Source organism: Bradyrhizobium sp. CB82 (genome assembly GCF_029714405.1).
GTDB lineage: Bacteria > Pseudomonadota > Alphaproteobacteria > Rhizobiales > Xanthobacteraceae > Bradyrhizobium.
In genome coordinates this window covers 921,218-933,918 of the sequence record NZ_CP121650.1, presented here as the reverse complement: position 1 = coordinate 933,918, position 12,701 = coordinate 921,218, and the positions used below count along the sequence as shown (strand labels likewise).

13 protein-coding genes and 3 pseudogenes are annotated in these 12,701 nt (G+C 61.2%); 9 read left to right on the top strand and 7 right to left on the bottom strand.

What is annotated here, in order from left to right; all coding sequences use genetic code 11:
• The first annotated feature begins 356 nt into the window (after positions 1-356).
• Entirely contained in the window at positions 357-554 is a 198-nt protein-coding gene (locus tag QA640_RS04460; protein ID WP_283039551.1) for a hypothetical protein, read from the top strand.
• 174 nt (positions 555-728) lie between these two features.
• Here the strand turns inward: QA640_RS04460 and QA640_RS04455 are convergent, their stop codons facing one another.
• Positions 729-1,220 (bottom strand): Hsp20/alpha crystallin family protein, encoded by a 492-nt coding sequence (locus tag QA640_RS04455; protein ID WP_283039550.1) that lies wholly within the window; start codon positions 1,218-1,220, stop codon positions 729-731.
• 76 nt (positions 1,221-1,296) lie between these two features.
• Positions 1,297-1,471, bottom strand: a pseudogene (locus QA640_RS04450) (heat-shock protein); the annotation flags it as partial.
• A 226-nt stretch (positions 1,472-1,697) separates the two neighbouring features.
• Here QA640_RS04450 and QA640_RS04445 point away from each other — a divergent pair.
• The 6 genes and pseudogenes from QA640_RS04445 to QA640_RS04420 all read left to right on the top strand — a co-directional run.
• Positions 1,698-1,886: a molybdopterin cofactor-binding domain-containing protein gene (locus QA640_RS04445; protein WP_283039549.1), complete on the top strand. Its 189-nt coding sequence runs from the start codon at positions 1,698-1,700 to the stop codon at positions 1,884-1,886.
• 558 nt (positions 1,887-2,444) lie between these two features.
• Positions 2,445-3,656: an acyltransferase gene (locus QA640_RS04440; protein ID WP_283039548.1), complete on the top strand. Its 1,212-nt coding sequence runs from the start codon at positions 2,445-2,447 to the stop codon at positions 3,654-3,656.
• A gap of 10 nt (positions 3,657-3,666) precedes the next feature.
• Complete coding sequence (locus tag QA640_RS04435; RefSeq protein ID WP_283039547.1) at positions 3,667-4,800, top strand: ABC transporter permease; 1,134 nt, start codon at positions 3,667-3,669, stop codon at positions 4,798-4,800.
• The gene (locus QA640_RS04430; protein WP_283039546.1) at positions 4,797-5,531 is read left to right on the top strand and encodes an ABC transporter ATP-binding protein; all 735 of its coding nucleotides are present in this window, start codon (positions 4,797-4,799) and stop codon (positions 5,529-5,531) included. Before QA640_RS04435 ends, QA640_RS04430 begins: the two co-directional genes overlap by 4 nt.
• 17 nt (positions 5,532-5,548) lie before the next feature.
• Complete coding sequence (locus QA640_RS04425; protein ID WP_283039545.1) at positions 5,549-6,451, top strand: alpha/beta hydrolase; 903 nt, start codon at positions 5,549-5,551, stop codon at positions 6,449-6,451.
• Positions 6,441-6,774, top strand: a pseudogene (locus QA640_RS04420) (hypothetical protein); the annotation flags it as partial. The gene QA640_RS04425 and the pseudogene QA640_RS04420, both read left to right, overlap by 11 nt.
• 205 nt (positions 6,775-6,979) lie before the next feature.
• Here QA640_RS04420 and QA640_RS04415 read toward each other — a convergent pair.
• The 3 genes from QA640_RS04415 to QA640_RS04405 all read right to left on the bottom strand — a co-directional run bounded on the left by QA640_RS04415 (position 6,980) and on the right by QA640_RS04405 (position 9,352).
• Positions 6,980-7,597: a DUF5666 domain-containing protein gene (locus QA640_RS04415; RefSeq protein ID WP_283039544.1), complete on the bottom strand. Its 618-nt coding sequence runs from the start codon at positions 7,595-7,597 to the stop codon at positions 6,980-6,982.
• A gap of 121 nt (positions 7,598-7,718) precedes the next feature.
• Positions 7,719-8,498 carry a molybdopterin-binding protein gene (locus QA640_RS04410; protein WP_283039543.1) on the bottom strand — a complete coding sequence of 260 codons (780 nt, stop codon included), beginning with the start codon at positions 8,496-8,498 and terminating at the stop codon, positions 7,719-7,721.
• Entirely contained in the window at positions 8,495-9,352 is an 858-nt protein-coding gene (locus tag QA640_RS04405; RefSeq protein ID WP_349253692.1) for a cytochrome b/b6 domain-containing protein, read from the bottom strand. Before QA640_RS04405 ends, QA640_RS04410 begins: the two co-directional genes overlap by 4 nt.
• A gap of 188 nt (positions 9,353-9,540) precedes the next feature.
• On the opposite strand from QA640_RS04405, the gene QA640_RS04400 reads away from it, so the two are divergent.
• Together QA640_RS04400 and QA640_RS04395 are read left to right on the top strand one after the other, a co-directional pair.
• Entirely contained in the window at positions 9,541-11,049 is a 1,509-nt protein-coding gene (locus tag QA640_RS04400) for a PQQ-binding-like beta-propeller repeat protein (protein ID WP_283039542.1), read from the top strand.
• A 54-nt stretch (positions 11,050-11,103) separates the two neighbouring features.
• Positions 11,104-11,664: a uracil-DNA glycosylase gene (locus QA640_RS04395; protein ID WP_283039541.1), complete on the top strand. Its 561-nt coding sequence runs from the start codon at positions 11,104-11,106 to the stop codon at positions 11,662-11,664.
• 65 nt (positions 11,665-11,729) lie between these two features.
• Here QA640_RS04395 and QA640_RS04390 read toward each other — a convergent pair.
• Together QA640_RS04390 and QA640_RS04385 are read right to left on the bottom strand one after the other, a co-directional pair.
• Positions 11,730-11,984: pseudogene (locus QA640_RS04390) on the bottom strand (NUDIX hydrolase); the annotation flags it as partial.
• A gap of 291 nt (positions 11,985-12,275) precedes the next feature.
• Positions 12,276-12,656 carry a hypothetical protein gene (locus QA640_RS04385; RefSeq protein WP_283039540.1) on the bottom strand — a complete coding sequence of 127 codons (381 nt, stop codon included), beginning with the start codon at positions 12,654-12,656 and terminating at the stop codon, positions 12,276-12,278.
• Positions 12,657-12,701 lie beyond the last annotated feature (45 nt).

Genomic DNA, 12,701 nt, shown 5'->3' with positions numbered 1-12,701 from the left:
TGCGGCGTCCATCCGGTGCTTGCACGCCGGGCAGATCGGACGCTCGTTGATCGAGGCGGTCATCCCAGAAATCCCCGAGAGCGATCATACGATGTCTGGCGCCGGAGTCTGCACATTTGTGATTCCGACGAGGCTTGTCGCAGCGGAACGATCCGGGCCGAGTGCCGTTCGTGATCTAGGCCACGCGGAAATGCGTGGTCGGCGTGGCTCCGCCCCTAGCCCCCCAAAATCCCCAAGGCGGAGCTACGCTCGTCGGGCCGGGGCGGGCACCGAATCTTGTTCGAACAGCCTAACCTTCTTGAATCCTGTGGCCGACGAATTCAGCCATCATGCGGCCAGTGGATGGGGGATCTCCAATGCTTGACGCCGAAATCACCGCCCGGCTGCGTGCCGTGTTCGACGAGGTCTGCGAGACGGTTTCTCGCTACGAGAGCGGCACCAGAATGCACGTTGCGTCCAAGCTCCTGGAATCCGCCGCCAAGGGCGAGGTCTCAGTCGATAGCCTGAAATCCGTCGGCCGAAAAGCGCTGGGCGATACCCCGGCGCGGCTGTAGCGGACCGGGCACCGCGGTTGCGGCGCAAAGCGGACGGACGGTCACGCCCAAGCCAGAGTCGGTGAAACATCAAAGCAACACGAAGATCGGGATCAGCGCGATGCCCCCTGCGCCGGTTACGCATCAGCAGGACAGTTCAAAAGGCCGGACGGCGGCCGGAGCCGCCGCCCATGATCACTGCGTATTGATGGCAATGCGCTTGACGGCCGCGCGCGCCTTCTCCGATTTCGGCAGCACGATGGTCAGTACGCCGTCCTTGAACGACGCCTCGGCCTTGTCTCCCTCCACGTCCTCCAGCGGGATCTGCCGCTCGAAGGCGCCGTAGTAGCGCTCGGTGAAGTGCCTGCCTTCGCCGCTGCGCTCGTCCTTCTTCTCGCCGCGGATAGTCAGGACGCCATTTGCGATTTCGAGCTGGACGTCCTTCTCGCTCATACCGGGCAGTTCCGCCGAGATCGTCAGCGTCTTGTCGGTATCGTTGAGCTCGATCTTAGGCCAGCCAAACCGGCCCTCCATAAGCGGCGACAGGCTGGCGCCGCCGAATCCCCTGAACGCGTCATCGAACAAGCGATTCATCTCGCGATGCAGCGTCATGAACGGATCGTAGTTGCCTCGCGCCTGCGCGAGCTCCTGGTTTCTCGACCAGGGAATGAGATCGCGAATAGCCATGATGTTCTCCTTCATTCAATGAACTCGGAAGCGCGGGAGGTTCCGTCCAAGCTCCAAACCAACGCTTTGGGCGAGCCTAAGCTGCTTTCTTTTGCTCGATTTGCGACGTCGGAGATGCGCCGCTGACGATATCGATCTTGCACGGCTTCATGGCCTCGGGAACTTCTCGGATCAGGTATGATCAGCAACCCGTCTCGGAAGGAGGCCTGCTTCACGTGTACGTAGTCGGCGAGGTTGAACACGCGTCGGAACCAGGAGCGGCACATATCGCGGGTGCGAGAGTGCATCGCAGCGGACTCGATCGCGCGGCTTCCGTCGCTCCTGGCGCGCCGGGATAGGGCGCGTCGAGCCCTCGATATGAACCGGGGTGCGGTTGCCAGAGGTTCGCCCGCTACAAGAATCTTGCTGCCTATTGCGCGATAGCCTCGGAAGTCGACGTCAACCGAGACATCGGCCGCGTAACGTCTCGTCCGTGCCGTGGCTGCTGTCGACGCCGGACAAATCGTCGATCCCGACGGATTGATCAACCAGATTGAAGGGGCGATCCTGCAGTCGACGAGTTGGACCCTCTATGACAGTGTGACCTTCAACGACTCGCAAATCACCAGCATCGATTGGCAAACTTATACCCTATCCGACGCTTCAATGCCGTGCCGGAAGCCTTGAAGTTCATCTCCTCAACCGGCCCGGTCAGCCGTTTCTAGGTAGTGGCGAAGCCGGCCAGGGACCGACCGCGGCCTCGATCGCAAATGCGATTGCAAATGCCACTGGCAAGCGCTTGCGCGATCTACCTCTAACCCGGGATCGGGTTAGGAAGGCAATTCAGGCTTAGACCGGAGTTCGGCCTCGATCCGTCAGGAACTTCGCTCGCCCTGTGCTGGTCTCAGATTGCCGAGAGCGACTTGCAGACCCATCAATAACCGCGCGCGGAAGCACGATCGTCTCCGCGTCGAACATTGCAGCGCAGCTTCCCTCGCGTCAAAAGAATCATGCCAGAGCTCCTGAAGGCTGAAATTCAAATGAGTTACGCGGCCAACCAAAATGGCGGCGAACCTGCGGACCACCCGGACTGGTTTTCGAGATGATCCACCAGAGCTCGGACGGGTCTCGATCTCTCGGAGCGGCGGTCTCACGCTGGTCCACGGTTCGCATACTGGAACAAGCCAGGTAGGCGTCGGTTGGTTCGTTGCTAATTTCGCGCAAGCCGCCCCTTGGATGCGTTCCGTGACCTCATCAAGCGCAAGTGTTTCCCTGAGCAACCTGCGTGCGGTGGTCATTATCATCGTGGTCGCCTTCCATTCCGCCCTACCCTATCTTGCTTCACAACCCCCACATCCCTTCCCCTTCGACGAAGTGCCCTATCGTTGGGTCGCGTTCCCGATCATCGATAGGGAGCGCTGGTTCGGCTTCGATCTGTTCTGTGCGTGGCAGGACGTCAGCTTGATGTCCCTGATGTTCTTTTTGGCAGGCCTGCTTGCACCTGCGAGCCTGAATCGAAAGGGCAGTCTCGTCTATCTGAGAGATCGCTGGTGGAGGATCGCGGTGCCGTTTCTGTTTGCCGTCGCGATCCTCAGTCCTCTCGCCTACTTTGCCTCATACCGCACCACGGCTGCGGACCCGTCCGTCACCGCGTTCTGGCAGCATTGGCGTGCATTGCCGATGTGGCCGTCGGGCCCACAGTGGTTCCTTTGGCAGCTGTTCCTGCTCAGCGCGCTTGCGGCCGGCCTCCACGCAATCGCGCCGCGTTCACTCGCTTCTCTCGGTCAACTTGTCAAACGCTTCGGCGATCGCCCGCTAGGCTTCGTTGTCGCCCTGGTCCTTGCGTCATTCGCCGCATACGTCCCGCTCGCAATGGCCTTCTCGGCATGGGATTGGACCTACCTTGGACCGTTTTCATTCCAGCTCAGCCGCCCCCTCCACTATGCCGTCTATTTCTTCGCGGGCTTTGCGATTGGCGGCTATGGTTGTGACCGCGGCATTCTCCGCTACGACGGCCCGCTGGTCCGGCGATGGCCGCTTCTCCTTGCGGCAGCACTCATCAGCTTCGGCGCCTGGGGAGGTCTAACGTCCCTCACATTACCCGACTGGAATGCGAGCTCGGTTGCTTACCGGTTCTTGGCAGCCAGCGCATTTCCAGTTGCCTGCGCAACGGGTGTTCTGTGCCTGCTTGCCGTCTCGCTTCGGCTGATGCGGTGGCGCGACCGCATTCTCGATACTCTCTCGGTCAATGCCTACGGCATCTATCTCGTACACTACTGTTTCGTGCTGTGGCTCCAGTATGCGCTGCTCCCGTTTGATCTCGATGCCATCGCCAAGGCGACCCTCGTTTTCGCCTGTGCACTGGCCCTGAGCTGGGCCGCCAGCGCCACGGTTGGCATGCTCGGCTCGCGCCAAGTCGGGACTGCCAGGCAGGCGATTGCACATCGGCCACAGTGAGGACTCGCTGATGTCACTGACGTTCACCCTTGCCTCCCGCAACCTGTTCCACGACCGCCTGCGCCTGGTCGCAACGCTGGTCGGCGTGGTGTTCTCGGTCGTCCTGGTGATGATCCAGATGGGACTCTTTCTGGGATTTGGCCGCATGGTTACGACCATGATCGATCATGCTTCGGCCGACATCTGGATTGTACCGAGGGGCGCAAAATGCTTCGAAGACCCGTCCATGCTCGACGTAAAGCTGCGCGACAAGGTCGCCTCCATCGAAGGGGTGGCTTCCGCCGTGCCGCTGATCGTCGGCTTCTCCGACTGGCGGCTCGACAACGGCGAGATGACGCCCATCTTCATCGTCGGCGCAGACTTGCGCGACCAAATGCTACAGCCGTGGAATGTGGTCGAGGGTCGTGTCGATGCGCTGTCCCAGGGCGGAGCCGTTGCGATCGACCGCTCCTACTTTGATCGGCTCGGCGCTGCCGGACTCGGGTCGACGGCGGAGATCAGGGGCCGTCGGGTGAAGGTGGTTGCGCTGACGGACGGAATTCGATCCTTTACCACGACTCCTTACATTTTCGTGGATCTGAAGAGCGCACGCCTCTACACAGGCACGTTTCCAGAGCGCGCCAGCAGCATAGCCGTCCGGCTAAAGCCCGGCGCCGACCGCGAGGAGGTCATACGGGCTCTTCGCGCGCAGGTCGGTGATGTCGAGGTGCTGAGTAGCGCCGAATTCCGCAGCCGAAGCCGCTCGTTCTGGCTGTTCGGAACCGGCGCGGGTGCCGCGCTGTTCGCGGGTGCCCTGCTCGGCGTCATCGTTGGCACCGTCATCGTGGCGCAAACCCTCTATTCAAGCACCAAGGATCATTTGAGTGAGTTTGCAACCCTGCGCGCGATGGGGTCATCGAACCGCTACATCTACAACGTCATCATCTACCAGGCGCTCCTCAACGCCGTAGCCGGCTTCGTTATCGCGGGGGCGATCGGCGCGGCGGTCGTCCAGCTGACGGCCAGGAGCGCGCTACCGATCGTAATCACGCCGTGGCTGATCGTCGCGCTCCTTGTATTGACGGTCACGATGTGCGTGGCCTCCGGCCTCGGGGCTATCATTCGGGTGATCCGCATCGATCCAGCCACGGTGTTCATGCGATGAATGACGTCATCATCGAAGCCAAAGGGATCAAGAAGACGCTCGGAAAGGGGGCCGGCGAGGTCAACGCAGTGCGCGGCATCGACCTGACGCTCCGGCGCGGCGATCTGACCCTCTTGATGGGACCTTCCGGCAGTGGAAAGACAACACTGCTCCTCATCCTCGGATGTATGCTTGCGCCGAGTTCCGGCCGCGTGGACGTAAGCGGCATCCCCACATCCGACGCAGACAAGGAGCAATTGGCCAAGATAAGGCGCGACCATATCGGCTTTGTGTTCCAGTCCTATCATCTATTCCCGACGCTGACAGCGGCTCAAAACGTTCAGCTCGCGCTCGACATCCGTGGCGAGCGCGGCAGGCAAGCCGCTGAGAAGGCGCGCGAGGCGCTCAAGCTGGTCGGCCTCGAGAAGAAGACGAAGACCCTGCCAGCCGAACTCAGCGGCGGCGAGCAACAACGCGTTGCAATCGGACGCGCCTTTGTAGCCAATCCCTCCATCATTCTCGCCGATGAGCCGACAGCCGCGCTCGATAGCGACAACGGACGGACGATCATGCGAATCCTTGCCGATGCCGCTCATGAGCAGCACCGCGCAGTGCTGGTCGTCACGCATGATCCGCGCGTCGTCCCCTTTGCGGATCGTATCATCGAGATTGAGGACGGTCTTCTCGTCAATGAGGAGGCGGACACATCGCGACGCCTACGAATGCCCAAGGGAGCGGCATTGGGATCCTAGGGGCGAACCTATCCACCATGAGCTTGCGTGCAGAACTCATCCGACTGGGGCTTCGCTTGCTCCTGAAACGACATAAACAGCCCTTTGACGTGCAGACCTGGCGCGACAACATGCGGGGCATGGAAACATGGGTACCGCGGTCACCCCGCGGTACCGAAACGATCGTGGTCGATACCGGTCGCATCAAGTTCTGTCGAATCCGCACGCAGGCGTCCCGACCCGAACGCCACCTCCTCTATCTGCACGGCGGAGCCTACATCTCTGGAGCGCCGATCTATTATCGCCACTTCACCTGGCGAATTGCAGATGCCCTGAAGACGCATGTGTGGACGCTCGAATACAGGCTGGCGCCGGAGCATCCCTTCCCCGCCGCGCTGGAGGATGCCTTTGAAGGTTACAAATGGCTCCTCGAGCAAACCACGGAAGGCAGCAGACTGTTCGTGATGGGCGACTCGGCCGGCGGCGGGCTGGCGCTTTCTCTCCTGCTGAAGTTACGCGACGAACGCATCTCACTTCCCTTGGCGGCAGTTGCGATGTCGCCGTGGACCGATCTCGCGCTCACCGGGGAATCGCTGAAACTCAATGCCAAGGTAGACCCGATGTTGAATCCCAGGGATGTCCCGGAATTCGTACGCTGCTATCTCGCCGGCGCAGACCCGACGAGTCCCTACGCATCTCCGCTGTATGGCGAAACATCAGGGCTGCCGCCGGTGCTGATCCAGGTCGGCAGCGATGAGATCTTGAGGGATGATGCGAGACGGATGGCCGAGAAGCTACGGGCGAACAACGCCCGCAGCCGCCTGGAAATCTGGCCGCGAATGCCTCACGTCTGGCAGTTGTTCGTGCCCGTCCTGCCTGAGGCCCACGCGGCAATCGCCCAAATCGGGAGTTTCGTAGCCGAGCTCGAGGATGCAATCTGAATGGCGACTCCGCCTCAACGCTCATCAAAATGACGCGAGCAGCCCGTTCGACCCTGTCAAAGACAATCTCGGCGACCGCGGCTTCTTTGTAGCTCCGTTCGATGACCTGATCACGTGGGCTCGGTCAGGCTCTCTGATGTGGATGACCTTCGGTCTGGCGTGCTGCGCGATCGAGCAAATGCAATTGTCGATGCCGCGATACGACATCGAGCGGCGCGGCTCCTCGTGCATCGCCTCGACAATCCGACGTCATGATCGTTTCGGGCACACTCTGCAACAAGATGGCGCCCGCGTTGCGCAAGGTCTATGACCAGATGCCGGAACCGTCGGTGCCCCCCGAACGACTCCCGCGCCGGATGTACGCGCTGGAGTCGTTCCTTTCTTTTCCCCGGGAGTGCCGAAGATTTTGCAAACTTCGCAGACCTCCCGCTTGTGACGGCTTCTTCGAACGAGAACGAGACTGTCGGAGCTGGGTGGCGGCCAACTTGGACCGCAGAGATAAGCGGACGTCGAGACCCGAACTTCCCGCTACATCGGCGGAGCCGATCCATTCTTGCCCACCGTCAGACGGCTGGCTTCCAAACTACCGTCAGCATTCTCGGTCGCGCCCGGAACGAAAATCTTGGCTCCCGGCTGCAGTTCTGCTCGATCGCCAGGAACGAGGCTCACGATCTCGGTGCTTGGGGTCACAGTGACAACTTTCTCAGCGCCTTTGTAATTCACCGTCAAAGCGTCTTCTCCGATCTTGCTGACCTGAGCCACAGTTCCGTTGGTCATCGTGCTGTTTGGCCCAAGATCCCAGGCGCGATGACCCTCTCCGGCGCCGCGCATCGAGTTGGGGAAGATATGGATTTCCTTCGCTTGCAGGGTGCCATCCGGTCGCGCCGTTGCGGCAGTCCCGATGAACGAGCCGGGTTTGACATCAGACAACGAGGCCGCGGCAACTGACACCACTTTCGCATCGTTTGTCAGGTGAACTGCAGCTGAGCGACCGGTGTCCTGGCTGATCTCGATTGTGTCGCCGGCGACACGTGTAATCGTGCCCCTTAGGTTTTGCGGCGTCCCTAGCCCCATTGCCGCGAAAGGAATGGATATGAGCGTTCCTGCTGTGAGCATGGCGAAGATGCTAGGAAATTTTGGGCGCATGTTTCTCCTCCGACTTGCCGTTTGGGGAACCCAGCCGACCCGAGCGCGCGGCCGTATCCGGGTCTCCCATCCTCAGTACGAAGAACGCCACCAGCGGAAGGCGGTTGCTGTTAAGGCCCGGTCAGATGCCGGCGTACCATTCGTAGCCGCGATCCTCCCAATACCCACCACGCCCACCCTGAATGGCAGAAAGGCTCGCGACTGCCTCGATGCGCATGATGTATTTGGCCATCTTGTACCCAAGCTGGCGTTCCAGGCGCAGGCGCAACGGTGCGCCGTAGGCGATCTTGAGCGGCGCATCATTCATGTCGTAGGCCAGAATCGTCTGCGGATGGCGCGCGTCATCCAGCCCGATGCTCTCGTAATACTGAGATGCGTCAAACGAGGTTCCAAGCGTGTCGGCGCAATAGAATGCGATGTACCGGGCCTCCGGCTTCAATCCGACATCATCGATGAGAGTTGCCAGCGGCACACCTTTCCATTTTCCGATGCAACTCCAGCCTTCGACGCAATCGTGCCGTGTGATTTGCGTGCGCGGCGGAAGACGGCGCAAGTCTTCCAGCGAATAGCTCGCTGCCCGGCGCACCAGGCCACCGAACTCGAGCCGCCAATCCCTAAAGCCGTCGCGCGCAAGCGCGCGATACTCCTCATCCTCGGGATCGGTCGAGCCATTCGCTCGGAATGCGGCGGATATGTCAGCTTCGGAATATTCACGCGCCAGCGCCGTAGGCGGCAAGAGGAGCCGATGCAGCTTGTGGTTCAGGCTCTCGGCCACGTCGAGCACCTGGAGGACAGCGGGGTTCTCAGTGAAATCCTCGCAGCTCCCGAGCGCCAGAGCACTGCACAACAGCGAGCCACGGGCCAGAAATCTTCTGCGGTTCAATAGTTGCCTACCGCTCATGGTCCGCCCCCTGTCGACTTGATAGCGTACCACCCGGTGATCATCGAGCGCAGCTTGTTCCAAGGTCCGGAGACCAGGAGCATTGTGACATGCACGACCACGAACGCCACGAGCACGCAGGCGAGCAGGAAATGAACCGTGCGCGCGGTTTGCCGTCCGTCGAAAACGGAGGTCAGAAACGGAAAGGCCGCGTCGAGTGCTGGAGACATCGCTAATCCGGCGAGCACCTGCAGCGGCAGCACCACGAAAATTATGACGAGATAAGTCAGCTGCTGGAGAACATTGTAGTGCATGTCCTCGTCACCGGTGGGAAAGCGCAGGTACAAGTGATCAACCAGCGTTCGGCCGATGTGCTTCAGTCGCTCACGGGCAGGCACGAGGTCGCGCCAGAAGTGGCCCCGCCAGATGCCCAGCAGAAAATAGAAGAATCCATCGAGAACCAGGAGCCAGGCGAAGAAGAAATGCCAGCGTCGCCCAGTGGCGAGATCCTGCTCGCTGGGAAGCGTGATCCACCGCGGGAACGCCCGCTCTTGCCGGTCATCGGCGGAACCGCTCAGTCCCAGAACCCCGGTCGTGACAAGCCGGTGTCCAAGCACCTCCGCAACGCCGATCCGGCGACCGTCGCGCACGGTGGTGTTGATCGAAGCGACCGGCTTCGCGAAGTTGGACGCGTCCCCCCAGTACAGCGCGGGATGAGCATTGAAGATCTGCAAACCGCTCATCAGCAGGACGGCGAAGCAGAGAACACCCGCCCAATGGGTCACCCGGACCACCAGCGAATGTCGGTACATGTTCGATGCCTGACGCAAGCTAAGGTCTTTGAGCAAAACCAGCGCCCATCCGTGCGGTTCCACACGCCGCTCAACTGTCCGGATCGAATCTGATGCGCGTTCGATTGCCCGAACTGCTGCTGATCCGCGAATGCAAGTGCTTGCGTTCCTGAGCTCCGGCCGGCCTTCGACACGCGAGAGCGAAACGTCTCGGCTCGCGCGGCTGGTACTGGGCCGATGGAACCGGCGCGGCGACGGGCTGTTAGGCGCTCATGAACATCCCACGCGCTTTTTCGGTGACCGCACGTGTAGCGCTGTTGGCGGGACTATTTGCACTTGCGCTGTTGCCGCTATCCGCCCGTGCTCAGGATGACTCAGTTCTGACCTATCACGGTGACAACGGCCGAAGCGGCCACTACGTCGTTCCGGCACTGTCCTGGGAAAAAGCCAGATCGGTTCAGCTGGATGGCGCCTTCAACGCCCACGTCGCGGGCTCGATGTACGCTCAGCCGCTCTACTGGCGTCCTCCCGGCACGAACAGCGGCGTGCTACTCGTGGCGACCGAGGACGACGTTGTCCAGGCCTTCGACGCGACGACTGGCACGGAATTGTGGAGGCGCGTGGTCGGGCGTCCCGTTCGCCGTTCGTCGCTGCCGTGCGGGAATATCGATCCGCTTGGTATTACCGGGACGCCGGTTATCGACCCTGCAACCCAAGCTATCTATTTCGATGCTGCGGTAGAGCGGGAAGACGGCCCGCGCCACGAGCTGTTCGCGCTTTCGACCAGGGATGGCAGCGTGCTCCCCGGCTGGCCGATTGACGTGGCCGACGCTCTGCGAAAAGCGGGACAGCATTTCGATCCGAGCGTGCAGAATCAGCGAGCAGCGCTCACAATTCTCGATGGCACTGTCTATGTCGCCTTCAGCGGTCATTTTGGTGACTGCGGAAACTTTCATGGCTGGGTGATCGGAATTTCCCTTCACGATCCCGGCAAGCTGGTCAGCTTTCAAACGCGTGCGCGAGGAGGCGGCATCTGGGCGCCGGGCGGATTGAGCGTTGCAGGACATGACATCTACTTCGCGACCGGGAATACGTTGGGCGCCTCGACCTGGAGCGATGGCGAAGCCGTTTTTCATCTCACTCCTGACCTGCAACGCGGCGTCGACGAGAGAGGCTATTTTGCACCGTCGGATTGGAGAGCACTCGATGCTCGCGATGCCGACCTCGGAGGCAGCAATCCGCTCACCATCGACGTTGGCAGCGCAGCCAGCGGCCGCGCTCTGATCCTGGCTCTGGGGAAAGATGGCAAGGCCTACCTTCTTGATCGGAATAATCTCGGCGGCGTAGGCGGTCAACTCGCAGCCGAAACAGTATCGCAGTCATCGATCGTCACCTCGCCAACCGTCTATCGCGTCGGCGACGATGTCTTTGTTGCATTCCAAGCCCCAGGTGCGCATTGCCCTCGACCGGGCAACGGTCAAAGTTTGACGATCTTGACGATCGCAGCAGGCTCCCTGCCAGCGATGGCTACCGCCTGGTGCGGTGCGCTCCGCGGCCGCGGCTCTCCCATTGCGACAACCACGGACGGGCATTCCAATCCGATCGTGTGGATTCTTGGCGCCGAGGGCGACAATCGGCTGCGCGCGTTTCGCGGCGACAGTGGAGAGCCCCTTTTTGCAAGTGAACCCTTGAGTGGTCTTCGACGCTTCCAGACGCTGATTGCGGTACACGACCGCCTCTATGTCGGTGCCGACGAGCACATTTACGCGCTGCGTTTCTGAGCAGGGGCACGAGGTCCGCTGGTTGCATCGAAATATGCCGGCTCGGGCGAACCGATGTCTAAGGAAACAAGCCTAGATAACAAGCTTGATCGCCGCCGTGTCGCGCCGAAAGGTCGATTTCGACATCCTCGGCTTTACCTGGTTGGCGAGGCGCCTGGCGCTGAAGAGGCTGCGCAAGGCAAGCCCTTCGTTGGCCCGGCTGGCCGCGCCTTGCGGGAGATGCTTGAGCTGGCCGGAATAGATCCCAAACAAGTGCGATTGGCAAATGCCATTCCGTTTCGTCCGTTCTCGCATGCAACCCGCCGGAGACTACGTAACCGCAGCCCGACTATCGAGGAAGTCGATCGCTACGGCGCCGCGGTGCTGGCGGACATCCGGCGCTCCAAGCCAATCGTGATCGTAGCGCTCGGTAGCACAGCAGCAGGCCTGCTCGGCGAGCATCGATCGATCCAGGTCGCACGCAAGGCGACGCTCCAATTTGAGGGATTTGCGCTACAGGTCACTTTCCATCCAGCCTACGCACGGCGCTTCGGCGGTCCGCATGGGCGGATTTGGCGTCAGACGGTCGATGATTTAAGAGGAGCCTGGAGGGAATCGGAGGCTATCCGAGCCTAAACTGCAGCAGTCGACACTGCGGCGGGACAAACCATATCAAAGTGTACCTTGTTCTGGCTGACCTTCTTCGCCACGAAGATCGCATCGCTCATTTTGCGGCCGGACCGACGGTTCTTGGCCGTCACTTCCTTCCAGAGCTTCAGTGGTCCAACATTTAGCTTTGGCAGCTCCTCGCCAATTTCGCGCCGAAGACACTCCCGCTCGCTTTCGCCGGCGCGCCCGCGGGCCACCGGGGAACATCCAGAGCCCGTCGCGCTGAAGCCTGACAAGGAGTACCCGGCGCCCTTGCTTGCCGCCACGAGTTTTGACGATTTGGCCATCCCAGCGCCCGACTCAAAATTGATGGCAAGTCAGTGTAGCTCACCCTTTTCGCCCTTCAATGACGCGGCGGCGGTCCCGTTCCTTATTTTCGCGCATCATGCGTTCATTTGAGTCTTGTGAGTCTTGCCTGCCGACCAGGGGCATTACGGTCCGGGACGGCCCGACTGACTGCAAGAAGTGAGACACGACGATTATTCGCCTTGAGCGCGAGGGCGACCGCGTAGCACTCCATTCGATCACCTCTCGGCAGGGCGAGCTGCGCCACAGCCGATCGAACGGTTCTCCGCGCCTCAGCCAAGAAGCCGATTTCGCCGGAACATGAACCCGGTCGGAGCGAATCTTCTGGCCACCTCGAGCGCGCGGCTCTCGCAGCTTTCCAGTGCAATCTTCTGGGAGAGCATGACGTCTCCGATCGGCAGCTCGCCCATCGGCAGGAAACACAGCCCGATCGTCGGACGGTCCTTTTCGTCGATCTCGCAGACGTTCGTCATGGCGCCCGCGTAGATCCTGTACTGCTTGCCCGTATCGGCGCCGACGACCTCGAAATAGCCCTTTGCCGCGAACTGGGTCCGTTGCGCCGGCGATAGCCACTCTCGCAAGAGCCGCAGCGAGCGGCCCTCCGGAGTTCTCTCGGCACCGTGTCGTATGAGGAGAGCCCGGATCGCTCTCACGCGCGAGCGTTCACCCGGGCGAGACGGCCTGAAGCTCAACATGGC